Origin of the sequence: Paraburkholderia aromaticivorans, from assembly GCF_012689525.1 — a bacterium.
Classification (GTDB): Bacteria; Pseudomonadota; Gammaproteobacteria; order Burkholderiales; family Burkholderiaceae; genus Paraburkholderia; species Paraburkholderia aromaticivorans_A.
Map to the genome: position 1 here is coordinate 916,397 of NZ_CP051514.1, position 15,808 is coordinate 932,204.

Sequence of the window (15,808 nt, forward strand, 5' to 3'; positions counted from 1 at the left end):
CGCCCGGGTTATTCCGTGCCCGCATGGACTCCGGCTTGGCGGATGGCGTTCGTGGCAGGGCGGGTATTCGCCCGATCCTCCTTGTCCTGCATATCGCCTACGAGTGGATTCCCGCAGGCTTCGTCCTGCTCGGACTCGCCGCCTTGGGTGTTGCCTCGCATTCGGTTGCGATCCATACATTTACGGTTGGCGCGGTCGGCTCCGCGATCATCGGCATGATCACTCGCACCGCGCGCGGCCATACCGGGCGAGAGCTTGTGGCGGGTCTGGTCGCGCTCGCATGCTACAGCCTGCTCGTTATCGCGACGTTGGTCCGGGTACTGGGCCCCTGGCTCATGCCGTAGTGGACGATGGACTGGATATACGCATCTGGCCTTTGTTGGGCGGCTGCGCTGCTTGTCTATTGCGTTCGATACGTCGCATGGCTTTTCCTGACCCGAGTCGATGGCAAACCAGGTTGAAGTCTCTGGATCTCCACAGCTCAGCAATTGCACGGATCCTGATTCGCGAGCGAGTTATCGTCAGAAGTGGTGTACGGGGATGAGTCGGGGATTTGAGAAGGCGGCGGCGGTTAGCTGAGAATGTTGCTTGTCGAGAGTAACGAACCAGCGAACCGGAATCCACCACCATGAAGAAGTTTACGGAAGAAACGAACGACGGTAAAGCAGCAGCAAGCGTTGGTAGCCTTGATGAGCTGATCCAGCAAGGCGCGCGACAGATCATCCAGCAGGCGATCGAGGCAGAATTGGCAACATTGCTCGAACAGTACGGGAACGTGAAGACACTCGACGGCCGGCGCGCCGTGGTGCGCAACGGCTATCTGCCGGAGCGTGAGGTCGTCACGGCGATCGGTCCGGTCCCAGTCAAAGTGCCGAAGGTACGCGACCGCTCAGGCTCGGGCGTGAAGTTCAATTCGAACATTGTGCCGCCCTACATCCGCAAGTCACCACGGGTGTCGGCGGCGCTGCCGTGGCTCTACCTGCGCGGCGTGTCGACCGGCAACATGAGTGAGGCGCTCAGCGTGCTGCTGGGCGAGCAGGCGAAAGGGCTTTCGCCGAACGTAGTCAGCCGCCTGAAGGCGCAATGGGCCGAGGAGCACCTGTTATGGAACCGACGCGACCTAGCAGACGCGCGCTGGGTCTACTGGTGGGCTGACGGCATTCATACCGGACTGCGCAGCGACGATTCCGAGGGCCAGTGCCTGCTGGTGATCATCGGCGTGAAGCCGGACGGAACGAAGGAGCGCGTGGCGATCGCCGACGGCTATCGCGAATCGAAGGACGCGTGGCGCGACGTGTTGCTTGATCTGAAGGCGCGTGGCCTGCAAGGCGGCCCGATGCTGGCAAGCGGGGACGGTGCCATGGGGTTGTGGGCAGCATTGGCCGAAGTGTTCCCGCAGACGCGGCACCAGCGCTGCTGGTTTCACAAGACCGGCAACGTGCTCAACGCATTACCGAAATCGCAGCACAGCCGGGCCAAGGAAGGACTACAGGAAATCTGGCAAGCCGCCACGCGCGAAGACGCGCTCGCGGCCTTCAACCGTTTCGTCGACGTCTATTCGGCCAAATATCCGAAAGCCGCCGGGAAGCTCACAAACGATCGCAATGAGTTGCTGGCCTTCTACGATTTTCCCGGGGAGCACTGGCAGCACTTGCGGACCACAAACCCCATTGAATCGACGTTTGCAACCGTCCGGCATCGCACGACGCGCACGCGCAATTGTGTTTCGCGAGCGACCTTTCTCGGTCTGGCATTCAAGCTGATCGAGTCGGCCGAGCAATCGTGGCGACGCATTCGCGCACCAGAGAAGATCGCCTCGCTGCTTGAAGGAATCCCTTTCAAGGATGGCGTACCGGTGACCGACAGCACACCGGCCCAGCAACCGTTGGCCGCCTGATCATGCCTGCCGCCCGTACACCACATTTGACTTTAACTCTTCGCGAGCGCGCCGCGGCAATTACTGACAGGTGGTGCGCCGGTCAAAACCGGCAAAGTGTTGTGAATGAAAGAGTCAGGCTCTGATGTGATGGACGACTCCCGCCCTTCGGGGGTTCGGCATATGCCAAAGTGGAGAAGTCGTGACTTCCACGGCAAAGGAACGTTCATCATGAAGATAGCCACTGTCGGACTGGACCTAGCAAAGACGCTATTCCAAGTTCATGGAGTGGATTCGCAGGGACATAATGTCGTACGCAGGCAACTGCGCCCCGCTGACGTGCTGGCGTTTTTCGCGAAGCTTGAGCCGCGCGTGGTCGGCATGGAGGCCTGTGGGTTGTCGCACTACTGGGGCCGGGAACTCACGAAGCTCGGACACACGGTGTGCTTGATTGCCCCGCAGTTCGTTCTACCTTACGTAAAGAGCAACAAGACCGATGCAGCCGATGCTGAGGCAATCTGCGAGGCGGTAAATCGACCGCACATGCGCTTTGTGCCGATCAAGACGCAGGCGCAACAGACGATGCTTTCACTGCATCGGGCACGCGCCGGGCTGGTTAAATCCCGTACGGCATTGGCCAATCAGATTCGCGGTTTGCTGGGTGAGTTCGGCATTGTCTTGCCGCAGGGCATCCGGCTGCTCGGACAACGGGTCATCGAAGCCCTTTCTAATCGCGAGCATGAGCTTTGTGAACAGTTCCGGACCTTGATCCAGTTACTTGTGGAGCACTTACGCGAACTGGGCAACACGGCAGCCGAACTGGAGGGACGCATCCGCGCGATGCATCGTACGGATGAGGCCGGGCAACTTCTCGAAACAATACCCGGAATCGGGCCGCTCACCGCTTCCGCGCTGGCAGCATCAATCGGTAACCCGCGAGCCTTTCGGGACGGCCGTGAACTCGCGGCATGGCTGGGTCTGGTCCCGCGTCAGCACTCCTCGGGTGGCAAGCCACGTTTGCTGGGCATCAGCAAACGTGGCGACACAGCATTACGAACGCTTCTGATTCACGGCGCTCGCGCTGTTATTCGTATGGCAGCCAATAAGCCTGGAATGACTGATTCGTGGGTCATGAAACTATGTCGACGCCGGCACAAAAACATCGCCGCCGTGGCGCGTGCAGCAAAGAACGCCCGAACGGCGGGGGCCTTGCTAATACGCAAGCAGGTCTACCAGGTTAGCCACGTTCCCGTGCGAGCTGACGTGACGGTTTACTGACAGGTGCATCAAATAGTGCGCAACTGATCAAGCGGCGTAGCGGACATGTTTTTCTTTGAACAGGTTGCGAATCACGTGAGGTTCCTTTTGTCGACGATGCAGGTGGCTGCGGATATGCCGGATCATTTCCTGTTTGTTGGCCGGACGGCTCTTGCCCAGCGCGTTGGTTTTCACGTCCTGATTCAACAACTCGTCCGGGTTCAACTCGGGACAGTAGCCTGGCAACCGGATCAGACGGAGGCGATCCGCGTTTTCGGCGGCGAACTTTCTGGCGGCAACGGACCGGTGGACCGGATGACCATCGACGATCAGGTAGATCTTGCGCGTTGCCTGTTTGATCATGCGCTTCATGAACTCGATGAACGTCGCATTCGTGAACGTGCCCTCGAAGACCATGAAGCTCAGTTCGCCGCGGTTCGTGATCGCCGAAATCATGTTGCAACTGAAACGCTTTCCAGTCGCCCGCACCACCGGTGTTTCGCCCTTCAAGGCGAAACTGGTGCCGCTGACGTGGTCGCTGCGCAACCCCATTTCGTCGCCCCAGTAAATCGTTGCGCCTTCCTGCTTCGCCTCTTTCGCGATCTGCGGATAGTCCTCGTTCAACCAGCGCTCAATCTCTGCATCCTTTCTTTCGTACGCCCGTCGCACCGGCTTCTGCGCGCTCATGCCCCACGCCTTCAAGTATCGCCCCGCCGTCCACTTCGATACCTTGATGCCGTACTCCAGCTCGATCAGCTGTGCGACCGATTCACGGGTCCACAGGTAGAACGGCAGCGCCAGCTGGTCCGGCATCCGCTCAATAATCAGCTTGCGCATTCGCACCGCCTGCGTATGCGTCAGATGGCCGCTTCCTGGTCGGCGGCCACGCTTGCCGGCACGCAGCGCCCTCAATCCGCCTTCACGCAACTGCTTCATCCACCGGCTTATCGCTCGCAGGCTCACGCTGTATGTCCGCGCCGCATCGGTTTGCGACATCCCATTGTGCACGGCCTGCACCACCATCTTCCTCAGGTGCGCCTGCGTCGCCTGGTCCAGTTTTCGGGCATCCGTTTTCGTCTTCATAACCCTACAACGCATCACGCCGTATTTGGTGCACTCGTCAGTAACAGGCCCAGGTTCTAACCTAGGCACAACACCCACCTTCCAGAGGTTGCTTGAGCAGACTTCAATTCGATGACAGAACGGTCGGACCGTGGTGGGCCAAACCCGCTTTGCACCAAGGGCAACCAAGCCCGTGGCTCTGATGGGGTACCCACTCGCCGATATTCATCGTGGGCCGGCAGCAAGCGCTGCGAAGCGAGCCCGGATACATGGCGGCAACCTCGACCCAATGCCAGAGAGTCAGACTGCTTGACAACTGGGAGTCATCCATACATGGTGCAAATAGTCGACCTGGAAGAGACGGTTCAAATAGAAAGGATATCTTATCGAGCAGACAGGACAGCACTCCAGACGGCGGGCGCAGTGGTATCTTTGAGGCCAAGCTTCGCGAGATTGAACTGACCTTTTCGAATACGATGCATCAACTCAATGCCAGCGAGCGTGATCGCGGCGTTCCTGAACAGTTTGAAGCCGAGCATGACATTGGTCCGGGACTTGATGTGGCGATGATCCTGCTCGATCAAGTTGTTGAGATATTTCGAGCACCGGATCTTCGTGTCCTCCGGCAGCAGGCCATCCGCCTTCATCTCCCGCACAGCACGGTGTGAGGCGGCATAGCCATCGAGCGTGATGGTCTTTGGTGGCTTGCCCTGATGCTTGATGGCCTTGCTAAAGAAGGCTTTGGCTGCGTTCACGTCACGTTTCGCCCTGAGCAGGAAATCAACCGTCTGACCCGCACGATCGACCGCCCGATAAAGATAGACCCATTTTGCCGCGGATTTTCACGTAAGTTTCGTCGACGCGCCCGCTGGCGTGCCGAATCGGTCCCAGCGCTTGACGAACTCTGGCGTGTAGCGCTTCACCCAACGCAGGATCGTCGTGTGGGCTAGCGACAGGCCACGCTCGGCCATCATCTCGACAAGATCGCGCAGGCTGAGCTTGTAGCGCAGATACCAGCGCACGCACAGAATGATCACGTCGCGGTTGAAGTGGCGACCTGAGAACAGTTCGTCCGTACTCTTCAGCTTGCTCATTGTCGGATGATGAGATCGGGGAGCAACACTTTAACCGATTCACCTTCATTATTTGCACCAGAACCCTTGGGCGGATATCAACCCTTCATTCGCCACGTCGCCCGCGGCGATCGCGTCGTCGTGCGCCGCCAAAGCTGCGGTGCATTTCATTGTCCGCGGAACCAGATAAATGCGACTGCTCACTGAGGCTCCTTAAAGCGCAATGAGTCGAGCAAGACGTTACGGACCGCCGGATGGACAGAACCCGCGTGGCCACGCCGCGGCCGCTCAGCGGCAGGCGCCCTGCGGTCCCAACCTAGCCGCCGTTTTGGTGGTAGTAAAGACAGTTAGACAAGTGGCCACAAAGACGTCATCAGTTATCGGTTTAGCCATCGCATTGTCATTTGAGACAACGATGAAAAGCACCCGAGCTAAGTCCGGTTAGCGACGCCGTCGGTTTGTTGGTCCTTGCTTCCGTCGTCAACTAACTTGCGTCAGCCGCATTGCTGGTCTTTCGGGTTCGGGCGGGAAAACGTACCATTTTCCATCTCGGTGGCGATAAAATAACATCACCATTGGGTCCACTCTTTTGACTGCGACGACGCAAACGTAACGTCCCCTGATGGATCGGCCGTAATGACTGACTCTAAACCCTCTTGTGGGATCGGGCGCCAGCCAATCCTGAACCATAGTTCTCAACGACTTTCCTGCACTTGCCATGATCTTCTCCTTTCTTTCAACGTCACGGTGCGACGACAGCAGACGTCGCCGGTATGACGTGCACTTTCCAGCTGTGCCTTGCCAGCTGCCAATCATCAACCGTAGCGGTTCCGCATAGGTCTTCCGCTTATGCTGGCTCGTGGAACGACTAGGCGCCTTGTCTTCTGCTGAACCTCTGCGAGCTTAATTCGCTTTCATATCCCGACGAGCCGTTCGTCACCAGATCTGCAAGGATTCCGGACGAGACGGCAGCCAGCGTTAGTCCCAAATGTCCATGATCAGAGGACAAAAAGACGGACGGATGGCCCGGCACCCGCTCCACGACCGGGAAGAAGTCCGGTGTAGTCGGGCGTTCACCGCTGCGCACTTCGAATCCGGGACGAGCTCGGAGCATCGGCAGGAATTCACGCAGGCGATCCAGCGCCGATGACAGCAGACTCGGGCGCACGCGGAACCCCGGCGCACCGAAGTGACTGATACCCGCAACGCGGGCTCCGTACTGACTCGACGTCAGGACCACTCCCAGCCTTGGAAGCGAAATAGGCCGACTGATGAACACAGGGTCGACGTCCAGTTCAAGGTGGTACCCTGTTTCAGCAATCAGCGGTATGCGATGACCACAGCTCGCTAAGAGGCGGTTCGAGTGCGCACCTGTCGAAAGAAGAACGGTTTGCGGTGAGTAATCTCTCCGCGCACACCTTAAGGTAATTTTTCCTCTCGGTGTACTTTCGACGCTGCATACCCTGTCGACGCCCACGAGTCCACCGCGGTGCAAAAATACATGCGTGAGCCTAGCGACAAATGTAGCTGTATCTGTCACGTGCGCCGCCCCTTCCAGGAACGTAGCGTCGGCCGCATTTCGACCAAGCGCCAGACTGCCAATGGCCGGCTCCAACGCGGCCCGTTCTCCCCCAGACACCATCCGGGCAGCCACGCCGAGCGAGGTACTTCTGACTTCGCGATAGCACGCGGCCCAATTGATAGCGTGCCAGTGCCCCGCGTCGTCGGAGGGCGCACTAGCGCGCGCTGCATACGCCGTCATTTGCTTTCCCTCCTGTGAAAGTTCGTCAAACGATCTAATCAAGAACGACCCGGTCGAAGTCTGCCCGCTTTCGCGTGAGGTCATATCGCCTCGCGGCTCAACCTCTATCTGCCCCATTACAGGGCGGCATTCGTTTTTTCGACCATCCTCTGCCCGCATTCCCATCAGCGTTCCTTGCGGTTCGCCTGCCACGAGGGCGAAGATTCGGGCTTACCGTGTTCCACGCCAGTTACACGAACAGCTTAGGTCCCGCCTTTCTTCCTGTGACTTCTGTCCCTGTGCCCGCAGTACGCATCAAGCGACCTGTCATATACCTTTTGGTCCAAGCCTTCCAGCATCTTTGGCTTGTTCTTTTTTAACGAGAGTTACGGCGATTCACTTGCATTGGCCATCCTGTCCAGCCTAGCGTCCTTGCCGCCCGATGCTGGCAGCAGTTGAGCGAGCCTTGCGGCGTGCTCTCCTCGTGCGAGGGACTTCATTGTCCCGAGGGCTCCGAACCCAGCCGTTACCAGCCACGCTCGCCTCGGTAGGCTATTGCTGAGGGAACAACAAGTCTCACTATCCCTTTCTGGCCGAGACAATAACTGGCGCGACTTCACGTCGCACGCGTACGAAAAAGTCCGTTTCTTGAGTGCACCTCAACTGGCCTCCTCTCCGGCGCTGGCGACGTCCGAAAGAATCTGCTTGCGGCGCTTCAGATAACGTTCGCCGGCAGGCGTGAGAGCGAGACGACGAGTCAAGCGGTTGAGCAGGTGTGTCTCCAGTTCCGAGAGCGCGCCCGACATGGCACCCGTAGTCGAATCGAGCGACTGGGCTGCGGCGGTGAAACTGCCGACCTCGACGATGCGGACATACACCCGCATATTTTGTATGCGTATCCATCAGTCATGCTTATGGGTTGTTATCGCGATGAGGGGCGCAGGCATAGCCGGCCTCCTGATTGCATCAGAGCCCCCGGCTGCATCATTTGCCCATTTGCCTCCAGGCGGGTTAGGGGATCGGTTGCGAAACCAGACGCAAGGTCTGATCAGGCCGCATGCTGTTGCGCTCGCGATAACGCGCATGCCACGCGAGCGCTTCTTCGATCAGATGGGGCGTGTGTCCGCCGCGTGCACCTGCCTTTGCCACGTAATCTCGCAGCGCGTCCCTGTACAACGGGTCCGCGCAATGCGTAATGATCTGCTCGGCCCGTTCCCGGGGTGCCAGACCGCGCAGGTCGGCCAACCCATGTTCGGTGACGATGACATCGACATCCTGTCCGATATGATCGACGTGCGACACCATCGGCACGACGCTCGAAATGTCGCCATCCTTCGCCAGCGACTTTGTCACGAACACGGACAGGTACGCATTGCGCGCGAAGTCGCCCGAGCCCCCGATGCCGTTCATCATGTGCGTGCCGCCAACATGCGTCGAGTTTACGTTGCCGTAGATGTCGCATTCGAGCGCAGTGTTCACAGCAATGACGCCCAACCGGCGAATCACTTCCGGATGATTGCTGATCTCCTGCGGCCGCAACAGGACGCGCGCCCGGTAGCGGTCCAGCCCCTCGATAAAGCGGGCCTGATATTCGCTCGACAACATGATCGCAGACGCACATGCGAAGTCGACACACTCCGTGTCGATCAGCTCGATTGCTCCGTCCTGAAGCACCTCCGAATACATGCGCAAGCCGCAAAAACCCGAATCGACGAGCCCATGCAGCACCGCATTTGCGATGGAGCCGACGCCAGCCTGAAGCGGCTGCAACGAAGGGCCAAGCCGACCCGCGCGAACCTCGTGCGCGAGAAAACTGCTCAGGTGCCCGGCGATCTGCGTGGTGTCGGTATCCGGCGGAAGAACCTTGTTGGGGCTGTCGCCCTTGCGGGTGATCACGATCGCTGCAATCTTTTGCGGGTCCAGGGGAATATACGGAAGGCCGATTCGCTGCGCCGCGTTTGTCAGCGGAACAGGTTCGCGATCGGGACGGGACAGCGGCTGATAAACGTCGTGCAGCCCTTCGAGCTCGAGCGGCATGTCCAGGTTGATCTCGACAATGACCTTCTTCGCGAGCGCGGCGAGCACCGCCGAATTACCGACCGACAGTGTCGGCACGATACCAGCCTCGCCAACCGCCACCGCTTCGATCACGGCGACATCGACCGGGCCAAGATGTCCGTCTCGCAGTTGCTCCGCCATTTCCGACAGGTGGAGGTCGATGAACATCACCTCGCCGGCGTTGATCTGGCTACGCAGGGTTCTGTCTGACTGAAACGGCATGCGCCGGCGAATCGCACCCGCTTCGGCGAGCACCCCATCCACCTCGTGCCCCACCGACGCTCCCGTCATCAGCGTGATCCGTAACGACTGCTTGCGGGCGCGTGCCGCCAGAGCAGGAGGGACTGCCTTGCAGTCGCCGGCAGCACCGAAGCCGCTCATGCCGACGGTCATGCCGTCAAGAACCAGCGATGCGGCCTCTTCTGCCGTCACAATTCTGTCGCGAAGCTGCGGCAGGCGAATCCGCTCCTCAAACACTTTTGTCTCCTTTGATTTAGGACTGTCGGCCGATACGAGGCCATCCGTGCGATGGATGGCGCCTATCCGACTCCAGATGCCATCAAGTTTAGTGAAGATTTGTCGACGCATAACGTGATTTAATGTCATGAAATCCAGTCGTTTTTTTCATGCCATCACGTTACGAAAATGCCCATCGATATCCGTGCATTGCGCTACTTTGTCGAAACTGTTCAGCTGGGCAGCTTCACCCAGGCTGCCGCGGCTGTGTTTGTCACCCAGTCGACAATCAGCAAGATGGTGCGGCAGCTAGAGGATGAAGTCGGTCAACCGCTTCTGATTCGCGATGGCAGACAGGTACAGCTCACCGACGTGGGGCGTGTGGTCTACGAGCGCGGGTTGCAGGCACTTTCCGTGATTCGCGAACTGCAGCTGGAGGTCGCCGATGTCGCACAGCTCGGTCGCGGTCAGCTCACCGTGGGCATGCCGCCGATGGGCAACCTGTTCTTCCCGGCTGCGGTCAGAGCCTTTCAGCAACGCTACCCGAAGCTCGAGCTGCGGCTTGCCGAACACGGTGGGCAGTTGCTCGAGCAGAAGGTCATCGCGGGTGAACTGGAAGTCGGCACAACCGTGCTGTTGCCAGGAAGCAGCCAGCAGACGCTTGCGACCCGTGTGATTGCGCGCTACGCGATCTGGGCCGTGGGGCCGCGCGAGGCTCCATGGGCGGGACGTCGCACCGTCAGGCTCGCCGCGCTGAAGTGTCAGCCGCTGATCCTGCTCGACGACGAATTTGCCCTGACCCGTCGCCTTCATGCAGTATTTCACGAAGCCGGTATCGAGCCGCACGTTGTGGCGAGGAGCGGGCACTGGGACTTTCTTGCCGCAATGGCGGCAGCCGGGCTTGGCACCACGTTCCTGCCTGAGCCGTTTCTCGCGCACCTCAACGTCAGCAATCTCGCGCTTGCGCGGGTGACGGAGCCCGCGCTCGACTGGACACTCACACACATCTGGTCCCCGGATCGCTACATGTCACATGCCGCGCGCGCATGGCTTGCCATATGCGACGAGGTGCTGGGCAAACAGGCACGCGTCGGCGCGCTCTAGCCCCGTTACTATCTTCCCACCTCGATAATTGAGGCTTTGCCCAGCCAGGCCCTGTTGTCGCCAACCCCGTTTTGATCCGGATGCCGAGATGCAGCTGAACCATGTCCAATGCCGATCTCATGTTCGAACTGGAGGCCTTTCGCGCTCGCAGACTGGATCATTGGTGCGTCGGCAACTGGTGCAGTTTGAAGTCGGCGACAACACCTCGGTGACTTCTTCTTTCCGTTTTCCATGACTCCATTTTCTTAAACGTTGGCGTCTCCGGAAAATTCGGCGCGGGCCACCCAGTGAAACCGGGCCTTCGCGAAGGAGCAATTCTCGCGGCGGCGCTCTTCGACCGGTTACTTCATCACACACCCGTCGCGTCAAACTGGGGACTCTTACAGGCTGGAAGAAAAGGCGTCAGGCCGGCATGATCAACCGGATACCTCGCCGCACAGGTGGATAGGGCGTTGTTCCCGAATCCTGCAACAGTCCCCTCCAGACATGGTCCTTATTCTTAAGCTTCTGCCTACCTAGACTGTAGCCACTGATCGCGAACAGGGCTGTTCGTAGCAGGACCAAACAAAGTCTGGAGGTAAGTACCATGAAGTCCCTGATTCAAACTGTTGTCGTTGCAGTTGCCCTTGCTGCTCCGCTTGCCGGGTTCGCTCAATCGAACCAACCGCTCACCCGTGCGCAGGTGCGTGCTGAACTCGTTCAGCTTGAGCAGACTGGCTGGCGTCCCCCTGCCGGTGCCGATCCGCATTATCCGGACGACATCCGGGCCGCCCTGGCCAAGGTCGCTGCACAGAACGGCGCAACAGGCGTCGGCGGCGTCGGGAGTGGCTCGTCCGATGCGGGACGCCCGGCCGTTTCGAAGGCCGACTGGGACGCGATGTACAGCCACCCGTAATCGTTTGATGCGCAGGTGCCGGCGGGATGGGTTGCGCGTCAGCCGCATTTTTTTGCGACGATACCGGCGATCCGGCGCCGCAAGTGCAGATTGCTCGAACGACCGAAGCCATGGCCGCTGCGCAGATGCGCGGGGAATGAACATGAAAAGCCTTAACTTCCTGACGCATCAGGAGATCTTTAACCGCGCGGTCCAGCATCTTCAGGTGCAGGGGCAGGCCGCCTTGCTTCCTCACGGCGGCGCCGCGTATCGCGGATACTGTGGCGGCTGCCCGGTCGGCTGCTTCATCAGGCCGTGCGACTATGTCACCGCGATGGAAGGCGTGCCTATCCGGTACATCGCGAAGCCGCCCGAGCAGGTTCCCGCATATATGGACGTCGGCATCGCGGCGCTTAGGCGTGCGCTTCTTCGGGCACGCATCAACGTGTTCAATCCCAATACCGTCGAATTGCTGTCTTGCCTGCAAAACGTGCATGACGTTTTCGGAAAATGGGAATGGCGCGAGCGCCTTACGTCGATCGCGCGTCAGTTTGGCCTTTCCGCACAGATTCTGAAAACGGCTGCTTAAGTATTGCTTGCGCTGCGATGTTTAGACCTATCATGGCCTTGAGCCCGAAGGTCATCTACGAGTGCATCTGCTGCCGCAGCTTGCGATCGCCGAAAACGACGGTTCGTACCGTTGCGCAGCCCGAGAGGCCGCTAGTGCGCGACGATCTGTACGAACCGGAGGTGGAAGGTGTTGGCATCTCGTACAAGCGGCATGCGTATGACGGCAAGCTGCTGCATGCCCTGATGCGTCGAACGTGCATACCGACAATTCGAAACTCACCGAACGGCTGATTCGTATTGGAGCAAACGACGACACCAGCGACGAAGCATGGCCCGCATCATCGTGCGGCCTGCGCAAACGGCACGCGTCCGTCCAAATCCTCCAGCTGTAGATAGTTTGGAAGGTGGTCCTTTCAACATGATGATGTAGTGGTGAACAGGTTGCTTTTCGCTCGCCCCCGCCATTTGCACCGGAGCCCGTTGGCCTCGGCGACCGTGCCAACGCCTCGCGGTCTCAGTTCCTTCACGAGGCGGTCCTGCAGCGTCAGGTGCGCGCACTCGACGCGGCCCCTGCCGGACTGCTGTTCGCGCAGAATAGATCGATGTTCTGCTCGTACTATCGCATCAATGCCCGCGCCGCATCTGCCCGCGTCCGGTCTTCACCGTTGCATATCAGTTCAATCGGCCGCTTCACGGCTCGCGCATATGGAATCGATCCTGAACATCGAATCGAACAGATATCCCTGGACCCAGTGCGCGCCGCATGCCAGCGATAGCCGGAGATCTTCCTCGCTCTCGATGCCTTCGAGCACCACGTGCGAGGCGCACGCGCGCGCCAAACCTATCAGCGATCGGAAGCGCATCCTCGCGCTATCGCTGGAACGAGCTGCGTGCAGGTATGATCCGTCTACCTTCACAATGTCCGCGCCGAGTTCGGTCAGACCCTTCACGCAGCTATAGCCGGCGCCTACATCATCAAGCGCGATGCGACATCCCAGCAGCTGTAAAGCACGGACGAAATCCAGCACCAACCGCATGTCCGTCAACGGCGCTGTCTGGGTGATTTCAATCACGAGCCGTGCCGCAAGCTGCGGCTCCCTCCTCAGCCCTTTGATCACCGACGACCACCAGCCATCAAGCGTGGCGCTCTGAATCGATATGTTGCAGCCGAGCGAAATAGTCGGGTGCGCGCGGAGCTGGTCGATAACCGACGACACGACCCATTTATCAAGGCGGCTCACGAGACCGAGTCGTTCCAACGCGGGCACGTGCATCCCGACACTGGCCGGCGCTCCGCTTCCCGACTCGCATAACAGCGCCTCATAGACAGTATGACTTTCGCTACGCCTGAGGCTGACCGCCGCGCGGAGATGAAACGCGGGTTAGCGACGAGTGCCAGTATCTGACACTGGTCGTTTCGTTCGCGCTACAGACCTTTTCGTAACGCAAGCACAACTCGCCGCGGTCAAGCGCGCCGAGCAGCTGATGGGCAATTTGCATATCCGCCGCGTAGCGGGTTCGCCACTTCCAGGAGCCCACCCGCGTTTCATCGGAACCCGCCTTCTCAAGGTCGAACGGCGCATCGTTGTCCGCCGGAATCGATGCGCTGATAGCGGCAAAAATCGCTCCGCGCGAACTCAGGAAAGGCTTGTTGCCGAGCGCTGCCATGACGGCTTCGAGCACATCGTCGCAGGTATTTCCTGCGCTTTCCGCATCGTGCCGATCGATGAGGAAAAAAAAGTACTCGCCGCTGCGTGTAACGAGCCCGGACTCCCGCGCGCAGAATTCGCGTGCGCGTTCGTAGACCCCCTGCCTGACGCGGAGCGCGATGTCGTGACCGTAAGCGCTCTCGATCTGCGCAAAATTGTCAATCGACGCCGCGATGCACAGGGTCCTGCCGGGACCAGCACCCTTGGAAGGCGCCCTGGTTCGCGCCGGCCCGTCCGCGATGGTTTTTTCCCTGGGCATGCGCAAGCTGCCTTGCACCGGGGGAACGAGTTAGAGGCGTTGGCTCACCACAGCCCCCGTTGGCTCGCGTCACACAGAAAAACAGCCGTCGGCAGAGAGCTGCATCCTATCTTGGAAACAATGTGGGCCGCCCTGCCCGAGCGCCCCATCCGGGTGCCTTGCGGCGGAAGGGTTACTCGTGTGACCATGGATTTGATCCGTATTCGATTTTTCGTTAGCAACCGAAAATGCGTCCCGCGCACAATCGTCGGTCACTTCTCGTAGTCCTTGCGTTCATCCGGCATGACGATTTCTTCAGCATGCCGAGATCCAAGATGGCGCGTGTCCACCTAGATGTCCAGACCCGCTGAGGAAATGTTTTCGGGCACACGAATCGCAGCAATCTGCTGCAGTGCCTTGACATTGCAGAACATCTCATCATTTTGCAGACGAACGTTGGGTTGGCACGTGATCGCGGCTGCCCTTGATCCTGTTGTCCCCGTCGACGAACACCAGGTCCGGCTTCCACCCCGCCTTCAATTCCGCTTCATCCAGCACTGCGAACGCCGCGATGATCACCAGATCGCCCAGTTGCGCGCGCCGCGCGGCCGAGCCGTTCAGCGAAATCATGCCGCTGCCGCGTTCGCCCTTGATCGCGTAGGTCGAGAAACGCTCACCGTTGTTGATGTTCCAGATGTCAATCCGTTCGTTTTCGACGATGTTCGCCGCTTCCAGCAAGTCTTCGTCGATCGCGCACGAGCCTTCGTAATGCAGCTCGCAGTGCGTGACCGCGACGCGGTGGATCTTCGACTTCAGCATGTTGCGTTGCATGACCAATCCTGTACGGCTTCAGTTACGGCTTCAGTGACCGCTTCAGATTTCGAGGTTGTCGATCAGACGGGTCGTGCCGAGCTTGGCCGCGACCAGGACGACCAGTTGCGCGTCGGCTTCCTGCGCGCCGGGCGGCAGCAGGTCCGAGCGCTTGCGCACCGTGACGTAGTCGGGCTGCCAGCCGCGCGCGGCCAGTGCGGCCATCGACGCCTGTTCGACCCTGGCGAAGTCGCGCTCGCCGGATAGCACCGCGTCGCGTACGCGATTGAGTTCGGCGGCCAGCATCGGCGCCTCGGCGCGCTCGGCGGCCTGCAGGTAGCGGTTGCGCGAGCTGAGCGCGAGGCCGTCGGCGTCGCGCACGGTTTCGGCGGCGATGATGTCGGTCGGCAGCGCGAACTGGTGGCACATGCTGCGCACGATCATTACTGTAACTGCTGGTAATCCTTCTTGCCGAGCACGGCGACGCGCGGCTGCACGCACGACATCAGCTTCATCACCACCGTGCACACGCCCTGGAAGAAGCCGGGGCGGAATTCGCCTTCGAGGATGTCGCCCAGATCATGCGGCGGATACACGCGGTACTCCTGCGGTTCCGGATACAGATCCTTCTCGGTCGGCGCGAACAGCACGTAGACGCCTTCCTTTTGCAGCTTGTCGATGTCGGCTTCGAGCGTGCGCGGGTATTTGTCGAAATCTTCGTTGGGGCCGAACTGCAGGCGGTTCACGAAGATGCTGGCGACCACCGGGTCGCCGTGCTGGCGCGCGAGGCGCATCAGCGACAGATGGCCCTCGTGCAGATTGCCCATGGTCGGCACGAAGGCGGTGCGATTCTGGCCGCGCAACTGGTCGCGCAATTCATGGATCGAGCTGATGACTTTCACTTGTACAAAAATTCCTGATCACGACAACATCTATGCGATGAACCGCCTGCGCGGGCGAAGAGATCTCCACGATGCGCA

12 protein-coding genes and 3 pseudogenes are annotated in these 15,808 nt (G+C 59.7%); 6 read left to right on the forward strand and 9 right to left on the reverse strand.

From position 1 onward, the window contains the following. The first annotated feature begins 23 nt into the window (after window positions 1-23). The 3 genes from HF916_RS04250 (at window position 24) to HF916_RS04260 (ending at window position 3,154) form a co-directional block, all read left to right on the forward strand. Window positions 24-344 carry an NnrS family protein gene (locus tag HF916_RS04250; protein WP_240975355.1) on the forward strand — a complete coding sequence of 107 codons (321 nt, stop codon included), beginning with the start codon at window positions 24-26 and terminating at the stop codon, window positions 342-344. Between the two features lie 284 nt (window positions 345-628). Continuing rightward, window positions 629-1,897 (forward strand): IS256 family transposase, encoded by a 1,269-nt coding sequence (locus tag HF916_RS04255; RefSeq protein WP_168787787.1) that lies wholly within the window; start codon window positions 629-631, stop codon window positions 1,895-1,897. A 210-nt stretch (window positions 1,898-2,107) separates the two neighbouring features. Then, window positions 2,108-3,154, forward strand: a complete 1,047-nt coding sequence (locus HF916_RS04260) for an IS110 family transposase (RefSeq protein WP_168787926.1) — start codon at window positions 2,108-2,110, stop codon at window positions 3,152-3,154. 27 nt (window positions 3,155-3,181) lie between these two features. Here the strand turns inward: HF916_RS04260 and HF916_RS04265 are convergent, their stop codons facing one another. The 5 genes and pseudogenes from HF916_RS04265 to HF916_RS04285 form a co-directional block, all read right to left on the reverse strand. Further along, entirely contained in the window at window positions 3,182-4,216 is a 1,035-nt protein-coding gene (locus HF916_RS04265) for an IS630 family transposase (RefSeq protein WP_206001742.1), read from the reverse strand. A gap of 362 nt (window positions 4,217-4,578) precedes the next feature. Continuing rightward, window positions 4,579-5,289, reverse strand: a pseudogene (locus tag HF916_RS04270) (IS6 family transposase). Between the two features lie 847 nt (window positions 5,290-6,136). After that, window positions 6,137-7,195 (reverse strand): NAD(P)/FAD-dependent oxidoreductase, encoded by a 1,059-nt coding sequence (locus tag HF916_RS51915; RefSeq protein WP_206001780.1) that lies wholly within the window; start codon window positions 7,193-7,195, stop codon window positions 6,137-6,139. Between the two features lie 476 nt (window positions 7,196-7,671). After that, window positions 7,672-7,893 (reverse strand): annotated as a pseudogene (locus tag HF916_RS04280) (LysR family transcriptional regulator); the annotation flags it as partial. A 127-nt stretch (window positions 7,894-8,020) separates the two neighbouring features. After that, complete coding sequence (locus HF916_RS04285; RefSeq protein ID WP_168787928.1) at window positions 8,021-9,544, reverse strand: succinate CoA transferase; 1,524 nt, start codon at window positions 9,542-9,544, stop codon at window positions 8,021-8,023. Between the two features lie 168 nt (window positions 9,545-9,712). Here HF916_RS04285 and HF916_RS04290 point away from each other — a divergent pair, with 168 nt between their 5' ends. The 3 genes from HF916_RS04290 to HF916_RS04300 all read left to right on the forward strand — a co-directional run bounded on the left by HF916_RS04290 (window position 9,713) and on the right by HF916_RS04300 (window position 12,090). Then, the gene (locus tag HF916_RS04290) at window positions 9,713-10,627 is read left to right on the forward strand and encodes a LysR family transcriptional regulator (RefSeq protein ID WP_168787929.1); all 915 of its coding nucleotides are present in this window, start codon (window positions 9,713-9,715) and stop codon (window positions 10,625-10,627) included. A gap of 586 nt (window positions 10,628-11,213) precedes the next feature. After that, complete coding sequence (locus tag HF916_RS04295) at window positions 11,214-11,522, forward strand: DUF4148 domain-containing protein (RefSeq protein ID WP_168787930.1); 309 nt, start codon at window positions 11,214-11,216, stop codon at window positions 11,520-11,522. 142 nt (window positions 11,523-11,664) lie between these two features. Then, window positions 11,665-12,090: a hypothetical protein gene (locus HF916_RS04300; protein WP_168788996.1), complete on the forward strand. Its 426-nt coding sequence runs from the start codon at window positions 11,665-11,667 to the stop codon at window positions 12,088-12,090. A gap of 658 nt (window positions 12,091-12,748) precedes the next feature. On the opposite strand, the gene HF916_RS04305 is transcribed toward HF916_RS04300, so the two are convergent. The 4 genes and pseudogenes from HF916_RS04305 to panC all read right to left on the reverse strand — a co-directional run bounded on the left by HF916_RS04305 (window position 12,749) and on the right by panC (window position 15,730). Next, the gene (locus HF916_RS04305) at window positions 12,749-13,312 is read right to left on the reverse strand and encodes an EAL domain-containing protein (protein ID WP_168787931.1); all 564 of its coding nucleotides are present in this window, start codon (window positions 13,310-13,312) and stop codon (window positions 12,749-12,751) included. A 100-nt stretch (window positions 13,313-13,412) separates the two neighbouring features. Next, window positions 13,413-14,039 carry a hypothetical protein gene (locus HF916_RS04310; RefSeq protein WP_168787932.1) on the reverse strand — a complete coding sequence of 209 codons (627 nt, stop codon included), beginning with the start codon at window positions 14,037-14,039 and terminating at the stop codon, window positions 13,413-13,415. A 417-nt stretch (window positions 14,040-14,456) separates the two neighbouring features. Then, window positions 14,457-14,849, reverse strand: coding sequence for an aspartate 1-decarboxylase (gene panD / locus HF916_RS04315; RefSeq protein WP_168787933.1), 393 nt, complete (start codon window positions 14,847-14,849; stop codon window positions 14,457-14,459). Window positions 14,850-14,891: 42 nt separating this feature from the next. After that, window positions 14,892-15,730 (reverse strand): annotated as a pseudogene (panC, locus tag HF916_RS04320) (pantoate--beta-alanine ligase). Window positions 15,731-15,808: the final 78 nt, after the last annotated feature.